Origin of the sequence: Anianabacter salinae, from assembly GCF_019061145.1 — a bacterium.
Taxonomy (GTDB): Bacteria; Pseudomonadota; Alphaproteobacteria; order Rhodobacterales; family Rhodobacteraceae; genus Anianibacter; species Anianibacter salinarum.
Genome location: NZ_JAHQZS010000001.1, coordinates 332,527 through 355,726, shown reverse-complemented (window position 1 = coordinate 355,726; position 23,200 = coordinate 332,527). Strand labels below are relative to the sequence as shown.

Genomic DNA, 23,200 nt, shown 5'->3' with positions numbered 1-23,200 from the left:
ACGATGGCCTCGCAACTGGACATGACTGCAACGGCTGACGATGGCATCTGGACGGACGCGGAACCGCTGGTCTGCTGTTCGGTCGTGCCCGAGGCGCCGAACACAGCCACGTTCAGCTTCGTTTCGCCTTCGGGTGCCCAGTTCCGCTATGAGCCGGGGCAATTCCTGACGCTGGAGCTTCCGGTTCCGGGCGGCACGGTGTGGAAAACCTACACGATCTCGTCCTCGCCCTCGCGTCCACTGACGATCTCGGTGACGGTCAAGGCGCAGAACGGCAGCATCGGTACGCGCTGGATGCTGGACCGTTTGCAACCCGGCATGCGGATCAAGGCGACCGGGCCGGCAGGGCTGTTCACGATCCCCCGCAGGGAACAGAAGAAATACCTGTTCATCTCGGCCGGGTCGGGGATCACGCCGTCGCTGGCGATGACCACCTACCTGTACGATCGCGGCACCGGCATCGACGTGACTTTCGTGCACTGCGCGCACCGGCCGCAGGACATCATCGCGCGGCAGCGGCTGGAACAGATGGCATCGCGGGTGCCCTCGATCCGGCTGTTCTTTATCGTCGAGGACGATGACCCCTACCGCGTCTGGACCGGCCTGCGCGGACGGCTGAACCAGCTGATGATCGGCCTGATCGCCGGGGACTACCTAGAGCGCGAGGTCTATTGCTGCGGGCCGGAACCCTTCATGGACGCCGTGCGCGAAATGCTGATCGCGCTTGGCTACGACATGGACCGCTATCATCAGGAAAGCTTTGCCGCGCCGGTCAAGAAGGAAGAGCAGCTTCCCGAGCATGACGACCTTGTGCCGGACGACGACATCGGCGCGTCCGTCGCCTTCGCCCGCTCGGAGGTCTCGGCCGACTGCAAGCAGACCGACACGGTCCTGGCCGTCGCACGCAGCGCAGGCATCGTCATTCCGTCGGGCTGCACGTTCGGCGTCTGCGGCACCTGCAAGGTCCGCAAGACCGCCGGAGAGGTCCACATGGTGCACAACGGCGGCATCTCGGAGGACGACATCGACGCGGGCTTTATCCTGGCCTGCTGCTCCAAGCCGATCGGCGCGGTCGAGATCGACGCCTGATCCCAAGGCTGCGGGACGGGCGTTGGCGTTTGCCCTGACCTGAAGCGTTTCCTCACCGGACCGGAACGATCCGTGCAAGCGGGTCGCGGGTCGCAACGCGCTCTTGATTATGGTTCTTCTTCGAACTATCTTGGTTCCATATCGAACCATGGAGCGGACGATGACCCTATCACGGCGCAAGATGATCTTCCTCGTAGGCGGAGGGGCTGTTCTGGCAGCGGGTGGCGGATTTGGCTATGCGGCCACACGCACACCGCAGACGGCTTACCTTCCCTGGGACCGGGCGGGCGGCTACGAAGACCCGCGCATGCGGGCCTTGTCATGGGCCCTGCTTGCCCCCAATCCGCACAACCGCCAGCCCTGGCTCGCGGATCTTTCTGAAGACGGGATCATCACGCTGCATGTGGATCCTGACCGGTTGCTGCCGCAAACGGACCCGTTCAACCGGCAGATCACCATCGGCCTGGGGTGCTTTCTGGAACTTCTGCGCATGGCCGCAGCCGAGGATGGCTATCGGGCCGAGATCGCGCTTTTCCCGCAGGGCAGCAGTGCTGTCGACCTCGACATGCGCCCCGTGGCAAGAATAGCCCTGACACCCAACGCAGCGATCGCGCGTGATCCCTTGTTCGCGCTGGCGCCTGTCCGGCGGTCCAACAAGGAACCGTTCGACGTGAATCGTACCGTTGCGCCCGAGATGCTGGCGCAGATCGGCCCCCCCGTCCGCAATGGCACGCGGTTCGGCGGCACCGTGGACCCGGCAGAGGTGAACGAATGGCGGACGCTCACGCACGAGGCGCTGAGGATCGAGGTAGGGACTCCTCATACCTTTCAGGAAAGCGTCGATCTGTTCCGCATCGGACGCCGGGAGGTGGACGCAAACCCGGACGGCATCGATTTCTCGGGCCCGATGTTCGAGGCGATGCACCTGACGGGCATGTTCAGTCGTGAGGCCGCCGCCGACCCGACAAGTCTTGCATACAAGGCCGGCATGGACGCGGTCTTTGCGAACACCGATACCGCAATGGGACACGTCTGGCTTGTCACCGCCGACAACAGCCGCGAAACCCAGATCGCGACCGGGGCAGACTGGCTGCGCGTCAATCTTGCCGCGACGTCGCTGGGCCTTGGGTTCCAGCCCCTCAGCCAGGCCCTGCAAGAATTCCCCGAGATGGCCGAACCTTATCGCCTGGTGCATGAACGCCTTGCGCCCGCGGGTGGGACGGTTCAAATGTTGTCCCGCATCGGCTATGGACCTGTTGTCGCAAACAGCCCGCGGTGGCCTCTCGAAAGCAGGATCATGAATGCCTGACAGCGTCACGTCCGACTATTTCCGGCTCTTGAACGAGATCGGCATCATCGGACAGTTGTCGCGCACCCTTCTCGAAGCCCGGTTGCCGCCGGGCTTCGTCACGGCACAGTTCTCGGTGTTGAACCATCTGGTGCGGGTCGGCGATGGCAGAACGCCGCTTGCCATTGCTCGGGCGTTTCAGGTTCCCAAGAACTCGATGACGCATTCCTTGACCGTTCTGGAACGCGCGGGCCTGATCGAGATGCGCAAGAACCCGCAGGACGGTCGATCCAAACTGGTCTTCATCACCGATGCTGGTCGAACGTTCCGGGCTGACGCGATCGACGCCATGGCTCCTGACATCGCACGGATCGCCGCAGCCTTTCCTCGCGATGTCGTGGCGCGCCTTCTTCCTGATCTGGAGAGGCTTCGAAAGGTCCTGGATGCGGATCGAGATGCGCCGGAATAGGCCGCCGCGCCTGACCTCCAGCCTCTTACCTTGACCGCGCCCGCGGGCTCCCATGCCTATATCGCGACGAAGTCGTCGTTGCCGATCATGGCGAGGTCGGTCTCGACGAGGGTGATGCTGTCGCCGCCGAAGCTGGTCAGGTCGATCACCACGTTCGCGCGGTTCTGGGTGATCGCGCCTGCGCCGTCGAGCTGGTCGCGGCTGGTCACGCCGAAGTCGCGCAGGTCCAGCAGGTCGGCGCCGTCGTCGTCGAAGTCGCGGATGCTGTCGTCGCCGTGCCCGACGGCGAAGACGAAGGTGTCCATGCCGCCGAAGCCCTGCATGTAGTCCGCGCCCGCGCCGCCGTTAACGGATTCTCCACCTGTGGAGCCGATGATGAAGTCCGTGGCGCCCGTGCCAGAGATATAGCCGCCGTAGCCGTAGACATAGGAGGTGCCGTTATCCAGGACCATCGCGCGCGTCGCCAATGCGCCGCCTGCGAAGGTGTCGGTCAGGGTCTGGTAGGGCTGGTCGTTCGCGCCGCCGTCGTTGATCGTGCGCGCGCTCAGGGCCTGGCTCGCCGGATCGAAGGTGATCGTGTCGGTGTTGCCGTTCGCGTCCGGCCCCGTGGTGGTCGAGGTGCGGCGCCCGGCGCCGTCATAGGCGGTCGTCGTCACCGTCCCGTCGGCGGCGGCAAAGGTGGCCGAGAGCATCCGCTCGGACCCGTCGGCGGCGAAGTTCAGGGTAATCACGCGGCCATCGTCGTAGGTGGCGACGCGCTGGGTCTGCACGCCCATCCGGTCGAAGGTCCGCGCGACATTCGCGTATCCGCTGTCGCCGCCGAGGACATTGTCGTCGGTGATCGTGACAGTGATCGTGTCGTCGCCGGTGCCCGCGCCGTTGGCGTTGAACTCGGTGGTGGCGGTGTCGCCGGTGTAAGTGAACTGGATCGTCTCGAACCCGGCATCTAAGGCGGTGAAGATCGCGGCGGGGTCGAGAAAGCCGTTGGTGAAGCTGTTGAAGGTGATGGTGTCGGCGGCTCCGTCGAAGCTGCCGGGGGCGAGAAACTGCGCGAGGCCCTCGTCAGCGAGGATAAGCGCCTTGTTCGTCGTCTGGTCCTGGCCAGAGATGGATTCGATGTTTGTGAAGGTGGTGCCGGAGAAGTCGAAGGTGCCGGACCCCGACAGGTTCAGCGTGTCGGTGCCGCCAAGGCCGTCATACGTGACGCCCGCGAACAGCGACGGCGCGTTGATGGTCAGCGCATCGTTCCCCGCCGTGCCCGAGGTGGGGATCGTCGCGCGACCGTAGATGACGTAGGTCTCGCCTGCGTCGCCTCGGCCGCCGGGATCAGCTGCGTAGGCCCCGATCAGCAAGTCGTCGAACCCGTCGCCGTTCACGTCCCCCGCAGAGGCGACAGAGACGCCGCTGGCGTCATTCGCATCGATCCCGTCGAGGCGGAACCCGGTGGTCCCGTCCAGCGTGGACAGATCGAGGCTGGCGGCGAAGGGCGTGGATTTGCCGAACACCACGTAGGTCTCGCCTGCATTGCCGTCACCGCCGGGATCGGCCAGGTACGCCCCGATCAGAATATCGTCGATCCCGTCGCCGTTCACGTCCCCCGCAGAGGCGACGGACCAGCCGCTGAGGTCATTCGCATCGATCCCGTCGAGGCGAAACCCGGTGGTCCCGTCCAGCGTGGACAGATCGAGGCTGGCGGCAAAGGGCGTGGTCTTGCCGAACACCACATAGGTTTCGCCTCCGTCGTTGTCCCCGCCCGGATCGGCCTGATACGCTCCGATCAGCAGGTCCGTGACACCGTCGCCGTTCACGTCCCCCGCAGAAGCGACGGAGACGCCGCTCCGGTCATCCGCATCGATCCCGTCGAGCCGAAACCCGGTGGTCCCGTCCAGCGTGGACAGATCGAGGCTGGCCGCGAAGGGCGTGGACTTGCCGAACACCACGTAGGTCTCGCCTGCGGCGCCGTCACCGCCGGGAGCGGCTGCGAAGGCCCCGATCAGGATGTCGTCGAGCCCGTCGCCGTTCACGTCCCCCGCCGAGGCGACGGAGAAGCCGCTCAAGTCACCGGCGTCCACGCCGTTGATCGTGAAGCCGGTGATGCCATCGAGCGTCGACAGGTCGAGGCTGGCCGCGAAGGGCGTGTTCTTGCCGAACACCACGTAGGTCTCGCCTGCATTGATGTCCCCGCCGGGAGCGGCCACGTAGGCCCCGATCAGGATGTCCGCGATCCCGTCGCCGTTCACGTCGCCCGCCGAGGCGACGGAGTAGCCGCTGTTGTCATCCGCATCGATCCCGTCGAGGCGGAAGCCGGTGGTCCCGTCCAGCGTGGACAGATCGAGGCTGGCCGCGAAGGGCGTGGTCTTACCGAACACCACGTAGGTCTCGCCAGCAAGGCCGTCACCGCCGGGAGCGGCAAAGGGCGCAGCGATCAGGATGTCGGCGATCCCGTCGCCGTTCACGTCCCCCGCAGAGGACACGGACCAGCCGCTGATATCAAAGGCATCGATCCCGTCGAGGCGGAAGCCGGTGGTCCCGTCCAGCGTGGACAGATCGAGGCTGGCCGCGAAGGGGGTGGACTTGCCGAACACCACGTAGGTCTCGCCTGCACCGCCGTCGCCGCCGGGATCAGCTGCGTAGGCCCCGATCAGGATGTCGTCGATCCCGTCGCCGTTCACGTCCCCCGCCAAGGCGACGGACCTGCCGCTGTTGTCATTGGCGTCCACGCCGTTGATCGTGAACCCGGTGTTGCCATCGAGCGTCGACAGGTCGATCACTGCCGGAAACGGATTTGCCATGAAAGTCCCCACTCTACGCGCGCAGCGCCCGGAAGTGGGCTGACCCTTCGTCAACCTTCAGGAACAAGGACCCCCGGCGCAACCGCGTTGCGGGTGTTACGGAGAACCCAATTCAAACGCGGCACAAGGGCATGCGAACGGGTCGGGGCCGCCCGGGACGACGCTGTGCACGTTGCTCAGACGGGCACGGAAGACCTGTGTCCCATCTTGGCCTTCCTGGCTCAGAAACAGGCAAGAAGGCGTCTACGAAGCCCGGGGCACTTCAACGCCTATGACATCGCCCGGCCAGATCATTCGCAAATTGATAATGCAAGACAGATATTTGCATGTGCCTCTGAGTGCCACCCCTTACCTCGAATTGCACTCGCGTGGCCTGTCACGTCATGCCTGCCGACCAAGGACCACGTCGAAATCGACGTGCAGGAAGGGTTCGGTCAAGGTCCCGCTCAGCGCCATCCCATCGGGGAAATCCGCGGCAGGCTTTTCCACGTAGGTCATGACAAGATCCGAGCGGACGCCAAAGACCGTATCCTCATCAAGATAGGGGTCATCATCGGGGAAGATCTCGGTGACCAGTGGCTTGAACCCCGGCGCTTCCACGATGAAATGCAGGTGCGACGGGCGCCAGGGGTGGCGACCGCACGCTCGCAGGATATCGCCCACCGGCCCGTCCGAGGGCACCGTGTATTCGACAGGCTTCACGGTTGTGAAGGCATAGCGTCCGTCTTGGCCAACGGTCATCAGGCCGTGGAAGGAATAGGTGTCCTGGTCCTGGTCCTGACTGGCATAAAGCCCGTTCGGCGCGGTCTGCCAGATGTCCAGTGTCGCGCCGGGTATCGGATCGCCGTTCGTATCGCGGATGGTGCCTTCGGCAAGCAGGACCGGCCCGCCGTAGTGCCGTTTCATGTCGCCGCCATAGGCCAGCGGCGGCGCGCCGGACACGTGGAATGGCCCCAGGACCGAGGACGACGTCGCCTCGGGCGAGGAATGCAGCATGTCGACCAGCGACGACAGGCCCAGCACATCCGACGCGAGGACAAATTCATGCCTCTCCTCGGTTTCGATCGCGGCGCAGCCTTCCAGAAATGCGATTCCGGCGCGCCATTCCTCATGCGTCAGATTTGTCTCGCGCGCGAAATCATGCAGGTGTCTGACAAGCGACCCCATGACCTCCCGCACGCGGGGATCTGCGTCCGCCGAGACATATCCCATGAATATCTCGGTGATGTTGTCCTTGGTAACACTTCGCATGGAGCATTCTCCTTAGATCAAGGCCAGGCTCAGGATCGGGAATTCGATCAGGATGAAAAGGACGATCAGCATCACGAAGGCAAAGGGCAGCGCCCCCATGAACACGTCCTTGAGACTGATGCGGTCGTCATCGATGGTCGATTTGATGACGAAGCAGGATATGCCCAGCGGCGGCGTCAATAGCCCGATTTCGGCGCCGACCACCGTGACGATGCCGAACCAGACCAGAGACAGGTCCAGCGCTTCCACCAGGGGCAGGAACAATGGCACCACGATCAGGATGATCGAGGCGGTGTCCAGCAACGTGCCAAGGAACAGCATCAGCAGGACATAAAGCAACATGACGGTCCAGAACGACGCCGAACTCCCCGCCAGCAGATCCTCAAGCTGGTTGGGCAGGCCCGCAAGGCCCAGCATGCGGCTGTAGATCGACGCGGCGGTGATCAGGAACAGGATCGCGGCGGTGATATGGCCGGTCTCGAGCAGCGCGTTCCAGAACGCCCTTGGCGACATGGACCTGCGTACAAGCGCAATGACCAGTGCGACCAGCGCCCCGGTCGCCCCCGCCTCGACCGCCGTCAGCCAGCCGGTGTAGATGCCGCCCAGCACGATGGCGATCAGCCCGAGCGTGGGCAGCGTCTTGGACGCGATCTCGCGCCCCGACATCCATTCGGTGTCCTCGATCATCCGGCCGCCCACAAAGCCGGGGGTGAACCGCCCCATGAGCCAGATGGCCAGGACATAGGCGATGGCCAGAAGAATGCCGGGAATGACGCCCGCCAGAAACATGTCGCCGACCGATTGCTCGGCCACGAAGGAATAGATGATCAGCATGGCCGAAGGCGGGATGATCATGCCCAGAACCGACGATCCCGCCACGACCCCCACGGCGAAGCGCGGATTGTAGTCCTGCGCCATCATCTGCGGCACCGAAACCTTGGTGAACACCGACGCGCTGGCGATCGACGACCCTGTCACGGCGGCAAAGACCGCATTGGCCCCCACCGTCGCCATGCCGATCCCGCCTTTGACCTTGCGAAACCGCAGAGTCATGACCTCGTAGATGTCCCGCCCCAGCCCGGCCTTTGACACGACGAGTCCCATGAAGGTGAACAATGGGATCGTCGCGAAACTGTACTCCATCGCGCTGTCGCCAACCGCGACCTTCAAGAGGTTGAGCGCCAGCGTGAAATTGTCCCGCATCAGCCAGATCGAGACAAAGGACACCACGCCAAGCGCGACGGGGATGTAGACCCCCGCATAGATCAGGAAGATGATCGCGACGACCGAGATCAGGCCGATTTCAATGGGGGTCAATTGCCTGCCCCCCGGGACTCGTCACTGTCATGCTCTGGCGCGCGGATCAGCGCGGGCCGGTCCTGCGCACTGATCACCTTGAGCGTGAAGATAAGGCAGGCCAGCCCGGTGCCGAAGGCGATGACCAGCTTGACGGGCCACCAAGGCAGGGTGAACAGGCCCGGCACGCCGAAATAATCCTGCGTGCCCCACATCTTCAGGAATTCCGGGAAGGTGATGTAGCATATCAATCCCATGAAGATCGCCGAGACCGCGTTGATGATGCGTCGCAGGTTTGCCGCAAGCGCGGGGCGCCGGTCATGCAGGATATTGAGCATCCCGTCGGATCGCGTCAGGCGATCCACGCGGACCACATCGGCCAGTTGCAGGAACACGATCAGTACGACCGAGAACTGAACCATCTCGTAGCTGCCCTTGAGGGGCGTCGAGAACACACCGCGCGCGATCACGTCGACATTGAGGATCACGACCAACGCAAGCACGACCAGTGTGCCAAGCGCGTTGGACGCGATCGCAAGAGAGTTGGCGACCCGAGACAGGCCAGCCGTTGCAGACTTGAGCATCGATTGCCCTTTCTCTCGGGTCGGTTTGGCGCTTATTCCGCAGCCCAGTCACGCACGGGCGTAAAACCGGCTTCGGCCAGCTTGCCCATATAGGCGGCCAGCATCTCTGTCCCCGCCTCGCCATTTGCGTCGAGCGTTGCGGCCAGTTCCTGCGCGATGTTCGGCATGGCGTTGGCCCATGCCGCGCGATCCTCGTCCGAGATCTCGATGATCTTGCCGCCCTGTTCGATATAGGTTGCGCGTGAGGATTCAGCGATGTCCATGGCGATCCCCGCCACATGGTCACGGTAGGCGATTGCCACCTCTTGCAGCACGGCCTTCACCTCGTCGGGCAGCCCCGCCCAGTAGTCCGAGTTGACCGTGATCGTCTTGGAATTCACCGCACCAAGGTCCGCCTTTATCATGTAGGGCGCCACTTCGGCGATCTTGAAGGTGGACGCCGCTTCGGGCCAAAGCATGGCGCAATCCACAAGGCCCGTCTGGACCATGTTATAGAAGTCGGTCAGGCCACCGCGCACGCCGACCGCATCCTTGATCCCCTCGAGATAGCGCAGGTTGAGGCCCGCACCGGCGATCTTCTTTCCTTCCAGATCGGCCACCGAGGACACTTCGGACGAGCAGAACACCTGGTAGGTGTCGAGCACGACGCCAGTGGCAAGATAGACCTGGTTCTGCGCCGCGAACTCGTTGTTCATCGCCGGGAACTCGCGCGCGATCTCGTCAACGGCCCTCGCGACGGCGCGGGCGTCAGAGGACACGAACGGCGTGGCGCCCGAGATGCCCTGGCTCGGCAGTTTCGACGAATGGAAGATCGTCGTCACGATGCCGATGTCGCCCAGACCCAGCTGCACGCCTTCCAGGACGCCGCGGGGCTTCACGATGGAGCCGCTGTAGTTCTCCTGCCAGTTCATCTTGTAGTTGCCGGTTTCGGCCAGGCGCTTGTCGACCTCGGGGATGAAGAAGTCGGTGAATTCCTGCACCCAAAGTGCCCGCGCCGGATAGCCGTCGATGACCACGGCGTTGATGGTTTCCTGCGCAATGGCAGGCAGGGCCATGACCGTGGCCAGCGCCGCACCCATCAGGCGTGTCTTGCTGAGGTGTTTCATTGCATTTCCTCCCTAGATTCAGGCCTTGGACGGCCCGGTTGATTTAGTTGGTCTTCACCCAGTTGACGGTCAGGTCCGTCCCCGCGGCCTCGAACAATCTGGCGATTGCGCAAAACTTCGCGGTTTCGTCCCCGACTCGTTTCAGGTCTTCCTGTGATGCAGGCGTGTCGCACACCACAGTGAGCGTGATGGCGGGAAACGGCACGTCGATCTCCTCCTCCAGAAGAACGCCGCGCCGGTCGAACTGGCATTCCGCGTCGATCGTGACCGTGCCAAGATCAACGCCAAGCTTTGTTGCGCACTTGTGCCCGATGACATTGGTGCAGGCGACCAGGGCCGTCATCGCGGTCTCTGTCGGCGTCGGCCCCAGGTTGGTGCCACCGCGCTCGAGCGGCTCGTCAATCACCACCTTGAGATCGCGCACCGGAATCTCGGTGCGCGCGTGCGTCGGACAACTGGCCGAGGCGCGATAGGTAACGACTGTCTTCATCTTGATGGCCATCCGGTCCTCCGATCAGGCGCGGGTCACGACGTCGTCGAACGAAAAGCGCGGAAGCTTTTGAAACAACGCGGTTTCGTCGGCGTATCCAAGGTTGCACAGGAAGTTCGACCGAAGCGTCGTGCCTGCAAAGAACTCCTGGTCCACGATCTCGTTGGAGAAGCCCGACATCGCCCCGACATCCAGCCCCAGCGCCCGTGCGGCAATCATGAAATAGGCGCCTTGAAGGGTGCCGTTTCGATAAGCCGTATCCTCGGAATAGTCCGGCTTGCCGTCGAACAGATGCCTGCGGTCTTCGTGCGGGAAAAGCCTTGGCAAATGGGTCCAGTGATGCAGATCGTAGGCGACGATCACCGTCAGCGGCGCAGACATCATCTTTTCGATGTTCTTGGCCTTCAGCGACCGCGCCAGCCGGTCCTTGCCTTCGGGCGTTTCCACCAGGACAAAGCGCGCAGGCAGCGTGTTCATGCTGGTCGGCCCGGCCAGCGTGAGGTCGATGATCGCCTCGATCATGCCATCGGGGATGGGCCGGTCCTGCCACGCGTAGTGAGACCGCGCACCTGACAGGATAAGCGCGATCGCGTCATCGGACAGGCGGCTGATGCGCGCCTTCAGGTCCCGGTGCCGTTGCTGCGCATCGACGCGCAAGGCATCCAGCGCTGCCCCGCCCGGCGCATTCATTGAGCAGCCACCGTCATTTCGGCTTCATCGATGATCGGGCTGGCACAGATGCCGATGCCTTCGATCTCGATCTCGACGGTTTCGCCGGGGCGCAGCCAGCGCGGGTTCGGCCTTTTTGCATGGCCGACCCCGGGGGGCGTTCCCAAGGCGATCAGGTCTCCCGGCTCGAGCGTCGTGTATTCCGAGATGATCGCGATGGACCGCGCCGCGGACCAGATCATGTTGCCAGTGTTGGACGATTGCAGAATTTCGGCGCCGACCCTGCTTTCGATCCTCAACCCGCTCGCGCCAGCGGGCACCTCGTCGGGCGTCACGACGAATGGCCCGATCGCCCCGGTATTGTCGAAGTTCTTGCCGGGGGTCCATTGATGCGTCTTGCGCTGGTAGTCCCGCACCGAGCCATCGTTGAAGACGGTATAGCCGAACACATGGTCAAGCGCGTCGTCTTCGGCGATATGGCGACCACCCTTGCCGATGATGACCATCAGTTCGGCTTCATAATCAAGCTTCTCGGAACAGGTGGGCCGAACCATTGGCGCGCCTGCCGCCATGATCGAATTCTTGCCCCGCATGAAAAGCGCCGGGTAGTCCGGGATGTCGTAGCCGCCTTCCTTGATATGCTCGACATAGTTCAACCCCAGGCAGATGATCGTGCCGGGATGGGCAACCGGCAACGCGGGCGTGATTGAGGCAACCGGAACGCTCGTCGCTTTGTCCAGCATTGACCCAAGGCGGTTCATCAGGTCCGGGTTCTCGATCAGCCCCATGAGATCGTTTCCGACCGCTGCGTCCAGAGCCTTCAAATCAAAGGCACTTTCACCTTCCACGGCAAAAACGGAAGTGCCGGAAGCGGTGGTGCCAACGAGAAATTTCATGCAAGCCATCCTTGTCAGTTTCATATTTTCTGCCCATAATACGCACATGAGTCAATAAAAATCGATATTATTTGGAGCAGCGTATGGTTGCCTGGACGGATTACAAACGTGATGCGAAAGCGCGGGGGGCCTTGGCGCTCGAGCTTTACGCAGCGATCAGCACGCCCGCCGGCACACCCGAAGACGTCAAGTCGAACCTGCCAGACCATCTTGCCTATCAGCGCCAGCTTGAGCTGGACGGCAAACTGGCGTTCGCCGGGCCGATGTCGGATGAAACCGGGGACCACATGCAAGGAACCGGCCTTATCATCTACCGCGCCAGCGACCTTGACGAAGCGCGCGCTTTGGCCGAGGCAGATCCCATGCATAAATCGGGCGCGCGAAGCTTTGTGCTAAGACGGTGGCTGATAAACGAGGGGTCGCTGAATATGACGATAGGGCTTTCCACGAAATCGATTGATATTGGTTAGTGGCCGGGAGGTCCTGAAATGATCGTCCAGAAACCGACCACATCCACCAACGAGCCTTCTGCCACGCAGGCGGCCTATACCTTGCTGCGCAAGATGATCCTCACGGGGGAGCTACCCGCGGGCGAAAAGCTCAAGATCGAAAAGTTGCGCGGCATTCTGGGCACCGGGGCCTCGCCTGTGCGCGAGGCGCTCAGCCTTCTGACCTCGGACATGCTGGTGGAACGGATCGACCAGAAGGGTTTTCGCGCAGCGTCCGCCAGCCTGAAGAACTTTCGGGAAATCCTGTCATTGCGCTGCACGATGGAGGACATGGCCCTGCGCCAGTCCGTCGAACGCGCCACGCCTGATTGGGAAGAGAGCCTGGTGCTCGCGCATCACCGGATGCAAAAGACCGATCGCAAGGAGAACGTCCAAGGGTTCGAAGAAGCCCACAAGGTGTTTCACATGCAACTGCTCAACAATGCGGATTCGCCGGTGCTCTTGCGGTTTTGCAGCCAGCTTTACGACCTGAACATCCGCTATCGCTATCTTGCAGCCGAGAGCGTGGATTACCGCAAGCGCAACACCGCGGCCGAACACCGAAGCATCCTCGACGCGGCCCTGCGCGGCGATGCCGAAGCCTCCGCCGAGGCGCTTCTGGACCATTACAAACGCACCGGAAGCTATCTTGAAGAGGCGCTGGCCGCGCTCTGATATTATCGATCTAAAGATTCTATTTGCTGAAATATCGACATTATGTTCAGCTGGCATCGCAATCTGGAGATTGTGAATGCAGCCTGACCATTTCTTGCCCGTGCCGTTTTTCACGCTGTCCGCTCGCGGCGGCACCTTGACCTGTGCACAGCGAACAGCCCCGCCAGAGGACGCGAACCTATCCCGAAAACGACCTGCCTGACGCACTGAAACCAATTTGGGAGGAGACCAGATGAAACATGCGATCGTCACAACAGCGGCCCTTGCGATGGGGGCCTTGGCGGGTCCAGCAGTCGCGGCCAATTGCCTGGAAGTCACCCTGACCGGCGTTCAGGGAGGGCCCCCCGTCTTTCGCGGCCAAGGCGGCTCTGGCACGCTGGTCACCTATGGCACCGAAGAAAACAACTGCCGCGATGTGCTGATGCAATTCGATGCCGGGCGCGGCACCACGCAGGCGCTGTCAAAGGTCGGCGTGCAAGTCGGGCAGATTTCTGCGGTGTTCCTCACCCACATGCACTCGGACCACGTCGAGGGCCTGCCGGACATGATGCAGCTGCGCTGGCATTTCAATTCTACCGGTCCCAAGGTACCGCTGATCTGCTCCGAGGATACCGAGGCGGATCAGGGCCATGTGGTCAGCTGCGCGGGCTTTGCCGAACACATCGGTGATCCCATGATCGAAAGTGGCGAAATCGCGCAGCGCCTGTCGGAAAGCGATGTGCGGCTGCCGGGCGGACCGGCGGACTTGATTGAACTGGCGACGTTCGCGGATACCGACGACCCAGTAGAGGTCTGGCAAAGCGGAGACGTGACCGTTTCTGCAATCTTTTCGCGCCACATCGCCGGGCACGCATCCTTCCGGGTGGACACACCGGCCGGATCGGTCTTGATCGGTGGAGATGCGGGCAATGACACTCCCGCGCCGCCGCGCTCCAGTTCGACATCCGAACAGGTCGAGGCTTTGGCGCAAGGCGCAGAGGTGATCGTGCATTCGACCATCCACCCGGTGATGGGACCGGATGGCAGCACCGGCTTCCCGCCACCGATCTACTATCGCCAAAGCACCGCCACCGACCTCGGTGCAATGGCGGCCCGGACCGGAGCGGCACACCTGATGCTGACCCACCTTATTCCGCCGATGGGGGCACCGCGACAGGGCCCCTACCCGCTTCCGGCGCCCATGACCGAAGCGGATTATTCGGATGCTGCCCGCGACGGCGGCTTTGAGGGCAACATTGTTGTCGGGACCGATCTGGCCAAGCTGCGGATCGTGGGCGAATGAAATAGCAAGGCCAATGGGACAGCCCCATTGGCCTTTGCACCCCTTGTTCGCATGCCCTTGTGTCCTGCCATTGACCAGCCAAAACGCTTCCGCCCCGGTGACGACATGCAGCCCGGCGCTACTCGGCTGACTGCAGCACCCTGACCAACACGTCGGTCGGCAGGTCGATGCGATTGGCCTTCATCGAGGACGATCCCGCCGCATCTGCCGCGATTTCGTCTGCGTCGAACCGGCTGGCATCCGGTCCCCGCAGGCTTGGAAGATCAAGATCGGTGACAAAGCTGCCGATCAGGTCCGCCGCACTTTGGCCCGGCGCATCGAACGCGCGGGCGATCATCGCATCGACTTCGTCGAAGCGGTCAGTCCCAAGGCCTGCCTGGCGGCACGCCTCGCGATTGGCCTGCAAGACACCCGGCAACAGCCTTGCGCAAATGGCGCCGTGCGGTGCGCCGGTCCGTCCGCCGACCACACCTGCGAGGCCGTGAACGGCACCAAGCCCGGCATTCGCCAAGGCGATCCCGCTCAGATGCGCGGCGACCAGAAGAACGTGGCGCGCCTTGGGGTCCTCTGACCGCGACAGCCGCAGAAGCGCGCGCATCGCCGGTCCGATCGCGGCGCGGCAAATTTGGTCGGTGGCAGGCGTTGCGTTGCGGGACAGGAACGGCTCGATCAGTTGCGTCACGGCGTCCATGCCGGTCATTGCCGTGACAGGCCACGGAAGGCCATAGGTCAGGTCCGCATCCAGAATGGCAAGCTGCGGCACCATGCGCGGATCGCGCAGGCTGACCTTCCGGGCATGGTTGGGGATGTCGATCACGGCGTTCTTCGTCGCCTCGGCGCCGGTGCCCGCGGTGGTGGGAAGGGCGGCAAAGGGCAGCGGATCCCGGTCTAGCGGCAGGCCCTTGCCGACCACCTCCAGATGATCGAGGACCTGCCTGTCCGATGGCAGAAGTGCGGCCAGCGCCTTGCCCAAATCCATGGCCGACCCGCCGCCGATTGCGACCACCATCGCGATCTCCTGCCCGCGCAGGCTGTCGCGCACGTCCGTGACGGCGGGCAAGGTCGGCTCGCCCCTCGCCTCGACCAGATGCACGGTGCGGCCCATCGCCTGCAGATGCCGCGCGGCGGTGTCGGCCCAGGCTGCGGACCGGCTGCGCACCAGCACGACGTCGCCGGGACGGCCCGCCGCCCAGTCCATCAACGCTGCGCGCCGTCCGCGTCCAATCACCGTGCGCTTGGGCACCGCGAGCCTCGCGCCAGCCATCATTCGGCGAAACCGATCGTCGCATTCACCGCCCGCTTCCACGCGGAATAGCGCGCCTCGCGGTTGTCCGGGTCGATCTGCGGCGTGAACCGCGCATCTGCGGCCCAGGAGCCTGCAAAGCTGTCCATGTCGGGCAGTATCTCTGCCTTATGCCCGGCCAGCCATGCTGCCCCCATCGCCGTCGTCTCAAGGACGCGCGGACGTTCCACCGGTGCGCCAAGAATGTCCGACAAGAACTGCATCGCCCAGTCGGACGCGCTCATCCCGCCATCGACCCGCAGCGCGGTATCGCCTGCACCCGACCAATCTGCCTGCATCGCCTGAAGCAGGTCACGGGTCTGGAACCCAACGCTTTCAAGCGCAGCTTTCGCAAGCTCGGCAGGCCCGGAATTGCGGGTAAGGCCGAACACGGCGCCCCGGCATTCGGCGTTCCAGTAGGGTGCCCCGAGGCCGGTAAAGGCAGGCACCATGATGACCTCTTGCGAAGGGTCGGCGGTTTCGGCAAGCGGCTGGGTTTCCTTTGCCTCGCGGACAATCTTCAACCCGTCGCGCAGCCATTGCACCACCGCACCGGCAATAAAGATTGACCCTTCCAGCGCATAGGTGGGCTTGCCGTCGATCTGGTAGGCGATGGTCGTCAGCAGGCGGTTGTTCGACCGGACCGGAGTGTCGCCGGTGTTCAAGAGCGCAAAGCATCCTGTGCCGTAAGTGGACTTCATCATTCCGGGCTGGAAGCAGGCTTGGCCGATGGTGGCCGCCTGCTGGTCGCCCGCAATGCCCAGGATAGGGATGGGACGGCCAAACAGATCAGACCGGGTTTCGCCAAATCGGGCGGCGCAGTCACGCACCTCGGGCAACATCGTCATGGGAATGTCGAGCGCGTCGCAGATCGTCTGCGACCAGCGCCCCTTGCGAATATCGTAAAGCATCGTCCGCGCGGCGTTGGTGGCATCCGTGACGTGCACCTTGCCGCCGGTCAGGTTCCACACCAGCCAGCTGTCGACTGTTCCGAAGGCCAATTCACCGGCCCGGGCGCGGTCTCGCGCGCCGTCCACGGTGTCAAGGATCCACGCCAGCTTGGTCCCCGAGAAATACGGATCGAGCAACAGGCCCGTCCGGTCGGTGATGGTGTTTTCCAGACCCTCCGCGTGCAGCCGCTTGCACATGTCCGACGTGCGGCGATCCTGCCAGACGATCGCGTTATGGATCGGACGGCCTGTCTTGCGATCCCAGACGATGGTGGTCTCGCGCTGGTTGGTGATGCCGATCGCGGCGATTCCGTCCGCCATCACCCCGGCCTTTTCCATGACCGCACGGCAGGTGGCGGCAGTCGTGGACCAAAGGTCGGAGGGATCATGTTCCACCCATCCCGACGCCGGGTAGTGCTGGGTGAATTCCTCCTGCGCAGAGGTGACGATGGAGAGATCTTGATCGAACAGGATCGACCTGGTCGAGGTCGTTCCCTGGTCGATTGCCAGAATAAGGGACATGGGGCTGCCTTGCGGTGGTTGCGTCAAGCCGCGCCTTGGCCGATGACCGGCCGAAGATCCAGAAAGGCCGGGGCCCCGCGAAAGGGCCCCGGCCGGATGGCAAGACTTACTGCCAGGACTTGATCAGCTCGTCATAGGCGATGGTGACCGGCTCGGGGTCTTCGTTGTCGAGCTTCGGCTTGGGTGCGCCGGGCTGTTCAAGCCAATGCTCGGCGCCCATCTCCTCGTTCAGCATCGGGCCGATGTCACCCTGCACGCCTGCGCGCTCAAGGCGCTCCATCACGCTTTCCTGGGCTTCGCACAGGCTGTCGAGCGCCTCTTGTGCGGTCTTCGCACCCGAGGACGCATCGCCGATGTTCTGCCACCACAGCTGCGCCAGGCGCGGATAGTCCGGCACGTTAAAGCCGGTATCCGTCCAGTTCTCGCGCTCGGGCGAGCGGTAGAACTCGACCAGACCGCCAAGACGCGGTGCGCGCTCGGTAAAGCTTTCGTGGTTCAGCGTGCTTTCGCGGATGAACGTCAGGCCGTAGTGCGACTTTTCGATATCCACCGTCTTCGAGGCGATGAACTGCGCATAAAGCCATGCCGCCTGCGCCCGGTCCACCGGGGTCGACTGCATCAGCGTGGCCGAACCGACATCCTGGTAACCGACCTTCATGCCTTCTTCCCAGTATGCGCCATGCGGGCTGGGAGCGAGGCGCCACTTCGGCGTGCCGTCCTCGTTCATCACCGGCAACTCGGGATCGACCAGCGATGCGACGAAGGTCGTGTAGAGGAACATCTGCTGCGCGATGGCGCCCTGCCCCGGAACCGGACCAGCCTCGGAAAAGGTCATGCCCGGTGCTTGCGGCGGCGCGTAGTTTTCCAGCCAGTTCTTGTACTTCTCGATCGCGTAGACAGCGGCCGGGCTGTTGGTTGCCCCGCCACGCGACATGCACGACCCGACAGGCTGGAAGTCGTCGTTGACGCGGATGCCCCATTCATCGACCGGCACACCGTTGGGCAGACCCTTGTCGCCCATCCCCGCCATCGACATCCAGGCATCGGTAAAGCGCCAGCCAAGGCTTGGGTGGCGACGCCCGTAGTCCATGTTGCCATAGACGGTCTGGCCGTCGATCTCGCGCCCGGTGAAGAATTCGGCGATGTCCTCATAGGCCGACCAGTTGACCGGAACGCCCAGCTCATAGCCATACTGTTCCTCGAAATCGGCCATGATTTCCGGGTCGGTGAACCAGTCATGCCGGAACCAGTAGAGGTTCGCGAACTGCTGAACCGGAAGCTGGTACAGCTTGCCGTCCGGGCCAGTGGCCGACGAGGTTCCGATGAAATCCTCAAGATCGAGGTTGGGATTGGTGACCTCGGCGCCCTCCCCGGCGATGAAGTCGGTCAGGTTGCGCACCTGCTGGTAACGCCAGTGGGTGCCGATCAGGTCAGCGTCATTGACATACATGTCATAGACGTTCTCGCCGGTCTGCATCTGGGTTTGCAGGCGTTCGACAACGTCGCCCTCGCCGATCAGGTCATGCGTGACCTCGATGCCGGTGATCGCGGTGAAGGCAGGCGCAAGCACCTGGCTTTCGTATTCGTGGGTGGCGATGGTCTCGGACACCACGTTGATCGACATGCCCTGATAGGGCTCTGCCGCGTCGATGAACCACTGCAGCTCTTCCTCCTGCTGCTCGCGGGTCAGCGCAGACCGCTCGATCCTCTCGTCGAGGAACGCGCGCGCCGCCTCCATATCCGCGAACGCAGGGCTGCCCCCCATCATCAGCGCAAGGCCCATGGCCGTGCTCGATCTATAAAGACATTTCATAAGTAGTCCTCCCTTGGTTGCATTTGCTTTAGTCTGGCACCGGGTCTTTCCGGCACCGGTCGCGTGGTCTCAGACGAAGCGGAAAACCGCTGCGGCGTAGACCAGGCATACGATCAGCGCATAGGGCTGAAGCTCGGGGCCGATGACACCCATCCACGCGAGGTTGATGAAGGCCGACCCCAGAAGCGTGATGAACAGGCGATCACCGCGTGTCGTCTCGATCCCCAGGACACCGCGGCGCGGCGTCTCTGGGAACTTGATTGCAAGGATCGTGAACACCACCAGAAGGCTTGCGATCACGACGAAGAAAAGTGCCGTTGGCAGTGTCCAGGCCATCCATGCCATGGGCTGTCCTCCTTATACGCGGCCCAGGGCAAAGCCCTTGGCGATGTAATTGCGCACGAAATAGATCACGAGCGCGCCGGGGATGATCGTCAGGACACCGGCCGCAGCCAGCACGCCCCAGTCGACGCCGCTTGCACCGACGGTCCGGGTCATCGTGGACGCGATCGGCTTGGCATCCACGCTGGTCAGCGTGCGCGACAACAAAAGCTCGACCCAGCTGAACATGAAGCAGAAGAACGCGGCGACGCCGATCCCGCTGGCGATCAGCGGCGTGAAGATCTTCACAAAGAACTTCGGAAAGCTGTAGCCGTCGATATATGCGGTCTCGTCGATCTCTTTCGGAACGCCGCGCATGAAGCCTTCAAGGATCCACACCGCCAGCGGCACGTTGAACAGGCAATGCGCCAGAGCGACCGCGATATGCGTGTCGAACAGGCCAACCGACGAATACAGCTGAAAGAACGGCAGTGCGAAGACGGCGGGCGGCGCCATGCGGTTGGTCAGCAGCCAGAAGAACAGGTGCTTGTCGCCCAGAAAGCTGTAGCGCGAGAATGCGTAGGCTGCGGGCAAGGCGACGGCCAGCGAGATGACCGTGTTCATCACCACGTAGATCAACGAATTCACGTAGCCCATGTACCAGGACGCATCGGTCAGGATGGTGACATAGTTCGCGATCGTCGGGTTCTGCGGCACCAGCGAAAACCCCCCGAGGATCTCGGAGTTCGTCTTCAGGCTCATGGTCAGCAGCCAGTAGATCGGGATCAGCAGGAAGGCGAGGTAGATCACCATCACCACAGCCGATCCGTTGACCTTCAGGACTGGAAAGCTACGCGACGCAGGGCGGGTTGCGGTCAGGTCAGCCATCACTTGGTGTCCCTTTTGTCGAGGTTGACCATCACGGTGTAGAACACCCACGAGATCGCCAGGATCACGAGGAAATACATGATCGAGAAGGCCGCCGCGTTGCCCAGGTCGAACTGGCCCAAGGCCATCTTGACGAGGTCGATCGACAGCAGCGTCGTGGCGTTGCCGGGCCCGCCGCCGGTGACGACGAACGGCTCGGTGTAGATCATGAAGCTGTCCATGAAGCGCAGCAGGATGGCGATCATCAGCACGCCCATCATCTTGGGCAACTCGATGTAGCGGAACACGGCCCACCGGCTGGCCTGGTCGATCCGTGCAGCCTGGTAGTAGGCGTTCGGGATCGACTGCAGACCGGCATAGGCCAGCAAGGCGACCAGCGAGGTCCAGTGCCAGACATCCATCACGATGATCGTGATCCAGGCATGGGCCGCATTCTGGGTGTAGTTGTAATTGATGCCGAGGGAGTCGAGCGTGTAGCCCAGAAGCCCGATGTCGGTGCGGGCAAACACCTGCCAGATCGTGCCGACGACGTTCCATGGAATAAGCAGGGGCAAGGACATCAGGACAAGGCAGACCGAGGCCCAGAGACCCTTTTTCGGCATGTTCAGCGCCACGAAAACCCCCAGCGGCACCTCAATCGCAAGGATTGCCCCCGAAAAGAAAAGCTGGCGGCCAAGCGCGTCCCACATGCGTTCGGAATGCAGAAGATCCTCGAACCAGACGAGGCCCGCCCAGAAGAACTGGTTTTGACCAAAGCTGTCCTGAACCGAATAGTTCACCACGGTCATCAGCGGGATGATCGCCGAAAAGGCCACCAGCACGAGGACCGGCAAGACCAGAAACCAGGCCTTTTGATTGACTGTCTTTTCCATCAGGCGGCCTCTCCCTGCACGCGCCAGTCGTTGGCGTAGACATTCACATGGGCGGGATCAAAGCTGACGCGGTTCATGTCCGCGCTGATCCGATCGTCCTCGCCCGCGATGATGTTGATGTCATGGCCGAAGCACTCGGCGCGGATGATCTTGTGCCGCCCGACATCCTCGACCCGGCGCACCTTGACCGGCATGCCCTCGGATTGTGTCAGGCGCGCGTATTCGGGGCGCACGCCGATCTCGACCCTGCCTTCAAGCGGCTGGTATCCTTGGGTGAGCACGATCTCGGTGCCCTCGACATAGGCGCGGCTGCCCTCGACCCTTGCAGGCATCACGTTCATGCCGGGCGAGCCGATGAAGTAGCCGACAAAGGTGTGGTCGGGGCGCTCGAACAACTCCTCGGGCGTGCCGATCTGGACGACGCGGCCCTCGTACATCACCACCACCTTGTCGGCGAAGGTCAGCGCCTCGGTCTGGTCGTGCGTGACGTAGATCATCGTATGGCCGAAATCGTGGTGGAGCTTCTTGAGCTGCGTGCGCAGTTCCCACTTCATGTGCGGGTCGATCACCGTCAGCGGCTCGTCGAACAACAGCGCGTTGACGTCCTTGCGCACCATGCCCCGGCCAAGGCTGATCTTCTGCTTGGCATCCGCCGTCAGCCCGCGCGCCTTCTTCGACAGCACGTCCTCCATGCCGATCATCTGCGCGATCTCGTTCACGCGCGCCGCGATGGCAGCTTCGTCGCCGCCCCGGTTGCGCAGCGGAAAGGCAAGGTTCTCGCGCACCGTCATGGTGTCGTAGACGACCGGAAACTGGAACACCTGCGCGATGTTGCGCTCTGCCGTGGCCTGATGCGTGACGTCGACATCATCGAACAGGATGCGCCCCTGCGACGGCTGAAGCAGGCCCGAGATGATGTTCAGCAGGGTCGATTTTCCGCAGCCCGACGAGCCAAGCAGCGCATAGGCCGCGCCGTCCTGCCAATCGTGGTTCAGTTCTTTCAGCGCATAGTCGTCGTCACTTGCCGGGTTCGGCAGGTAGGAATGCGCCAGATTGTCGAGTGTGATCTTCGCCATCTTGTCCTCCCTCAGGCCGCAAGCGCATAGGCGGCGGGCGCGACCAGGCCACCGTCTTCGGCGAATACGTAGACATGCCGGGGGTCGAGCCAGACGCTCAGTTCTTCTCCGATCGGCAGGTGATAGATCCCGTGGACAAGGCCGACCCAGCGCTCGCCGTCATGGTCGAGATGCACAAAGGTCTCGGACCCGGTCAGCTCCGTCACGGCGAGCGTAGTGTTGAATTTCAGCGCATCATCCGCGTGCTGATCGATCTCGAGGTGGTTCGGACGGAACCCGGCGATGTATCGGCCATCGGCCAGGTCGGCGAGCCTGCCAGTCGCGGGCGCGCTTTGCCCCTTGCCGAACATCAGGCGATTTCCGGTCTTGGACACCTGAAGAAAGTTCATTGGCGGGTCGGAAAAGACCCGCGCCGTCGTCGCATCGACGGGCTTGCGGTAAACCTCGGGCGTCGGGCCGAACTGGGTGACACGGCCTTCCCACAGGGTCGCGGTGTTGCCCCCAAGCAAAAGCGCTTCTTCCGGCTCAGTCGTCGCGTAGACAAAGATCGCGCCAGAGGCTTCGAAGATCCTCGGGATCTCGACGCGCATCTCCTCGCGCAGCTTGTAGTCGAGGTTCGCCAGCGGCTCGTCCAGAAGGACAAGCCCGGCATTCTTGACCAGCGCCCGCGCAAGAGCGCAGCGCTGCTGCTGCCCCCCCGACAATTCGAGCGGCTTGCGGTCAAGCATCGGCGACAGCTTCATCATCTCGGCGGTCTCGCGCACCCGGCGGTCGATCTCTGCCTTGTCCACGCCCAGCAGCTTCATGGGCGACGCGATGTTGTCGTAGACGGTCATCGACGGGTAATTGATGAACTGCTGGTAGACCATCGCCACCTTGCGCTCTTGCACCCGCATCCCGGTGACGTCCGAGCCATTCCAATAGATCCTGCCCTCTGCCGGAACATCGAGCCCCGCCATCAAGCGCATCAACGAAGTCTTCCCCGACGACGTCGGGCCGAGAAGGACATTCATCGTCCCTTTCTCAAGCGTCAGGTCCGTGGGATAGACATGCGTCTGGTTGTCCACGATCTTCGACACGCCTTTCAGGTCCAGCGTCATC

At 62.9% G+C, this 23,200-nt stretch carries 22 protein-coding genes; 6 read left to right on the top strand and 16 right to left on the bottom strand.

Annotated elements, in window-relative coordinates:
- The first annotated feature begins 3 nt into the window (after positions 1-3).
- The 3 genes from KTJ87_RS01805 to KTJ87_RS01795 all read left to right on the top strand — a co-directional run bounded on the left by KTJ87_RS01805 (position 4) and on the right by KTJ87_RS01795 (position 2,846).
- Positions 4-1,089, top strand: a complete 1,086-nt coding sequence (locus tag KTJ87_RS01805) for a hybrid-cluster NAD(P)-dependent oxidoreductase (protein ID WP_323371577.1) — start codon at positions 4-6, stop codon at positions 1,087-1,089.
- Positions 1,090-1,249: 160 nt separating this feature from the next.
- On the top strand, positions 1,250-2,398 hold the full coding sequence (locus KTJ87_RS01800) for an Acg family FMN-binding oxidoreductase (protein ID WP_267137353.1): 1,149 nt from the start codon (positions 1,250-1,252) through the stop codon (positions 2,396-2,398).
- Positions 2,391-2,846, top strand: coding sequence for a MarR family winged helix-turn-helix transcriptional regulator (locus KTJ87_RS01795; protein WP_267137352.1), 456 nt, complete (start codon positions 2,391-2,393; stop codon positions 2,844-2,846). Before KTJ87_RS01800 ends, KTJ87_RS01795 begins: the two co-directional genes overlap by 8 nt.
- A gap of 56 nt (positions 2,847-2,902) precedes the next feature.
- On the opposite strand, the gene KTJ87_RS01790 is transcribed toward KTJ87_RS01795, so the two are convergent.
- The 8 genes from KTJ87_RS01790 to KTJ87_RS01755 all read right to left on the bottom strand — a co-directional run bounded on the left by KTJ87_RS01790 (position 2,903) and on the right by KTJ87_RS01755 (position 11,930).
- Entirely contained in the window at positions 2,903-5,638 is a 2,736-nt protein-coding gene (locus KTJ87_RS01790; protein WP_267137351.1) for a beta strand repeat-containing protein, read from the bottom strand.
- A 381-nt stretch (positions 5,639-6,019) separates the two neighbouring features.
- Positions 6,020-6,889 carry a dioxygenase family protein gene (locus KTJ87_RS01785; protein WP_267137350.1) on the bottom strand — a complete coding sequence of 290 codons (870 nt, stop codon included), beginning with the start codon at positions 6,887-6,889 and terminating at the stop codon, positions 6,020-6,022.
- A gap of 12 nt (positions 6,890-6,901) precedes the next feature.
- Entirely contained in the window at positions 6,902-8,206 is a 1,305-nt protein-coding gene (locus tag KTJ87_RS01780) for a TRAP transporter large permease (RefSeq protein ID WP_267137349.1), read from the bottom strand.
- The gene (locus KTJ87_RS01775; RefSeq protein ID WP_267137348.1) at positions 8,203-8,769 is read right to left on the bottom strand and encodes a TRAP transporter small permease subunit; all 567 of its coding nucleotides are present in this window, start codon (positions 8,767-8,769) and stop codon (positions 8,203-8,205) included. Before KTJ87_RS01775 ends, KTJ87_RS01780 begins: the two co-directional genes overlap by 4 nt.
- 32 nt (positions 8,770-8,801) lie before the next feature.
- Positions 8,802-9,875 carry a C4-dicarboxylate TRAP transporter substrate-binding protein gene (locus tag KTJ87_RS01770; RefSeq protein ID WP_267137347.1) on the bottom strand — a complete coding sequence of 358 codons (1,074 nt, stop codon included), beginning with the start codon at positions 9,873-9,875 and terminating at the stop codon, positions 8,802-8,804.
- Between the two features lie 43 nt (positions 9,876-9,918).
- Positions 9,919-10,377 carry an OsmC family protein gene (locus KTJ87_RS01765; protein ID WP_267137346.1) on the bottom strand — a complete coding sequence of 153 codons (459 nt, stop codon included), beginning with the start codon at positions 10,375-10,377 and terminating at the stop codon, positions 9,919-9,921.
- Positions 10,378-10,389: 12 nt separating this feature from the next.
- Entirely contained in the window at positions 10,390-11,055 is a 666-nt protein-coding gene (locus KTJ87_RS01760; RefSeq protein WP_267137345.1) for a malonic semialdehyde reductase, read from the bottom strand.
- Positions 11,052-11,930, bottom strand: coding sequence for a fumarylacetoacetate hydrolase family protein (locus KTJ87_RS01755; protein WP_267137344.1), 879 nt, complete (start codon positions 11,928-11,930; stop codon positions 11,052-11,054). Before KTJ87_RS01755 ends, KTJ87_RS01760 begins: the two co-directional genes overlap by 4 nt.
- A gap of 83 nt (positions 11,931-12,013) precedes the next feature.
- On the opposite strand from KTJ87_RS01755, the gene KTJ87_RS01750 reads away from it, so the two are divergent.
- From KTJ87_RS01750 to KTJ87_RS01740, 3 genes are all read left to right on the top strand, one after another.
- Positions 12,014-12,400 (top strand): YciI family protein, encoded by a 387-nt coding sequence (locus tag KTJ87_RS01750; RefSeq protein WP_267137343.1) that lies wholly within the window; start codon positions 12,014-12,016, stop codon positions 12,398-12,400.
- An 18-nt stretch (positions 12,401-12,418) separates the two neighbouring features.
- Positions 12,419-13,093, top strand: coding sequence for a GntR family transcriptional regulator (locus KTJ87_RS01745; protein ID WP_267137342.1), 675 nt, complete (start codon positions 12,419-12,421; stop codon positions 13,091-13,093).
- Between the two features lie 232 nt (positions 13,094-13,325).
- Positions 13,326-14,375 (top strand): MBL fold metallo-hydrolase, encoded by a 1,050-nt coding sequence (locus tag KTJ87_RS01740; RefSeq protein WP_267137341.1) that lies wholly within the window; start codon positions 13,326-13,328, stop codon positions 14,373-14,375.
- Positions 14,376-14,493: 118 nt separating this feature from the next.
- Here KTJ87_RS01740 and KTJ87_RS01735 read toward each other — a convergent pair whose 3' ends face one another.
- From KTJ87_RS01735 to KTJ87_RS01700, 8 genes are all read right to left on the bottom strand, one after another.
- Positions 14,494-15,618 (bottom strand): iron-containing alcohol dehydrogenase, encoded by a 1,125-nt coding sequence (locus tag KTJ87_RS01735; RefSeq protein WP_267137340.1) that lies wholly within the window; start codon positions 15,616-15,618, stop codon positions 14,494-14,496.
- 20 nt (positions 15,619-15,638) lie between these two features.
- Positions 15,639-17,129 (bottom strand): glycerol kinase GlpK, encoded by a 1,491-nt coding sequence (gene glpK / locus KTJ87_RS01730; protein ID WP_267137339.1) that lies wholly within the window; start codon positions 17,127-17,129, stop codon positions 15,639-15,641.
- A 106-nt stretch (positions 17,130-17,235) separates the two neighbouring features.
- Positions 17,236-18,912, bottom strand: a complete 1,677-nt coding sequence (locus KTJ87_RS01725; RefSeq protein ID WP_407650447.1) for an ABC transporter substrate-binding protein — start codon at positions 18,910-18,912, stop codon at positions 17,236-17,238.
- Between the two features lie 99 nt (positions 18,913-19,011).
- A complete protein-coding gene (locus tag KTJ87_RS01720; protein WP_267137337.1) occupies positions 19,012-19,287 on the bottom strand; it encodes a DUF2160 domain-containing protein in 276 nt (91 codons plus the stop codon).
- Positions 19,288-19,299: 12 nt separating this feature from the next.
- On the bottom strand, positions 19,300-20,151 hold the full coding sequence (locus KTJ87_RS01715) for a carbohydrate ABC transporter permease (protein WP_267137336.1): 852 nt from the start codon (positions 20,149-20,151) through the stop codon (positions 19,300-19,302).
- The gene (locus KTJ87_RS01710) at positions 20,151-21,023 is read right to left on the bottom strand and encodes a carbohydrate ABC transporter permease (RefSeq protein ID WP_267137335.1); all 873 of its coding nucleotides are present in this window, start codon (positions 21,021-21,023) and stop codon (positions 20,151-20,153) included. Before KTJ87_RS01710 ends, KTJ87_RS01715 begins: the two co-directional genes overlap by 1 nt.
- Positions 21,023-22,099: an ABC transporter ATP-binding protein gene (locus tag KTJ87_RS01705; RefSeq protein WP_267137334.1), complete on the bottom strand. Its 1,077-nt coding sequence runs from the start codon at positions 22,097-22,099 to the stop codon at positions 21,023-21,025. Before KTJ87_RS01705 ends, KTJ87_RS01710 begins: the two co-directional genes overlap by 1 nt.
- An 11-nt stretch (positions 22,100-22,110) precedes the next feature.
- Complete coding sequence (locus KTJ87_RS01700) at positions 22,111-23,199, bottom strand: ABC transporter ATP-binding protein (protein ID WP_267137333.1); 1,089 nt, start codon at positions 23,197-23,199, stop codon at positions 22,111-22,113.
- Position 23,200 lies beyond the last annotated feature (1 nt).

Excerpts from the sequence above, each read along its gene's own strand:
- KTJ87_RS01805 (WP_323371577.1), top strand. The coding sequence starts at position 4 with ATGGCCTCGCAACTGGACATGACTGCAACGGCTGACGATGGCATCTGG.
- KTJ87_RS01800 (WP_267137353.1), top strand. The coding sequence starts at position 1,250 with ATGACCCTATCACGGCGCAAGATGATCTTCCTCGTAGGCGGAGGGGCT.
- KTJ87_RS01795 (WP_267137352.1), top strand. The coding sequence starts at position 2,391 with ATGCCTGACAGCGTCACGTCCGACTATTTCCGGCTCTTGAACGAGATC.
- KTJ87_RS01790 (WP_267137351.1), bottom strand. The coding sequence starts at position 5,638 with ATGGCAAATCCGTTTCCGGCAGTGATCGACCTGTCGACGCTCGATGGC.
- KTJ87_RS01785 (WP_267137350.1), bottom strand. The coding sequence starts at position 6,889 with ATGCGAAGTGTTACCAAGGACAACATCACCGAGATATTCATGGGATAT.
- KTJ87_RS01775 (WP_267137348.1), bottom strand. The coding sequence starts at position 8,769 with ATGCTCAAGTCTGCAACGGCTGGCCTGTCTCGGGTCGCCAACTCTCTT.
- KTJ87_RS01770 (WP_267137347.1), bottom strand. The coding sequence starts at position 9,875 with ATGAAACACCTCAGCAAGACACGCCTGATGGGTGCGGCGCTGGCCACG.
- KTJ87_RS01765 (WP_267137346.1), bottom strand. The coding sequence starts at position 10,377 with ATGGCCATCAAGATGAAGACAGTCGTTACCTATCGCGCCTCGGCCAGT.
- KTJ87_RS01760 (WP_267137345.1), bottom strand. The coding sequence starts at position 11,055 with ATGAATGCGCCGGGCGGGGCAGCGCTGGATGCCTTGCGCGTCGATGCG.
- KTJ87_RS01755 (WP_267137344.1), bottom strand. The coding sequence starts at position 11,930 with ATGAAATTTCTCGTTGGCACCACCGCTTCCGGCACTTCCGTTTTTGCC.
- KTJ87_RS01750 (WP_267137343.1), top strand. The coding sequence starts at position 12,014 with ATGGTTGCCTGGACGGATTACAAACGTGATGCGAAAGCGCGGGGGGCC.
- KTJ87_RS01745 (WP_267137342.1), top strand. The coding sequence starts at position 12,419 with ATGATCGTCCAGAAACCGACCACATCCACCAACGAGCCTTCTGCCACG.
- KTJ87_RS01740 (WP_267137341.1), top strand. The coding sequence starts at position 13,326 with ATGAAACATGCGATCGTCACAACAGCGGCCCTTGCGATGGGGGCCTTG.
- glpK (WP_267137339.1), bottom strand. The coding sequence starts at position 17,129 with ATGTCCCTTATTCTGGCAATCGACCAGGGAACGACCTCGACCAGGTCG.
- KTJ87_RS01725 (WP_407650447.1), bottom strand. The coding sequence starts at position 18,912 with ATGGGCCTTGCGCTGATGATGGGGGGCAGCCCTGCGTTCGCGGATATG.
- KTJ87_RS01720 (WP_267137337.1), bottom strand. The coding sequence starts at position 19,287 with ATGGCATGGATGGCCTGGACACTGCCAACGGCACTTTTCTTCGTCGTG.
- KTJ87_RS01715 (WP_267137336.1), bottom strand. The coding sequence starts at position 20,151 with ATGGCTGACCTGACCGCAACCCGCCCTGCGTCGCGTAGCTTTCCAGTC.
- KTJ87_RS01710 (WP_267137335.1), bottom strand. The coding sequence starts at position 21,023 with ATGGAAAAGACAGTCAATCAAAAGGCCTGGTTTCTGGTCTTGCCGGTC.
- KTJ87_RS01705 (WP_267137334.1), bottom strand. The coding sequence starts at position 22,099 with ATGGCGAAGATCACACTCGACAATCTGGCGCATTCCTACCTGCCGAAC.
- KTJ87_RS01700 (WP_267137333.1), bottom strand. The coding sequence starts at position 23,199 with ATGACGCTGGACCTGAAAGGCGTGTCGAAGATCGTGGACAACCAGACG.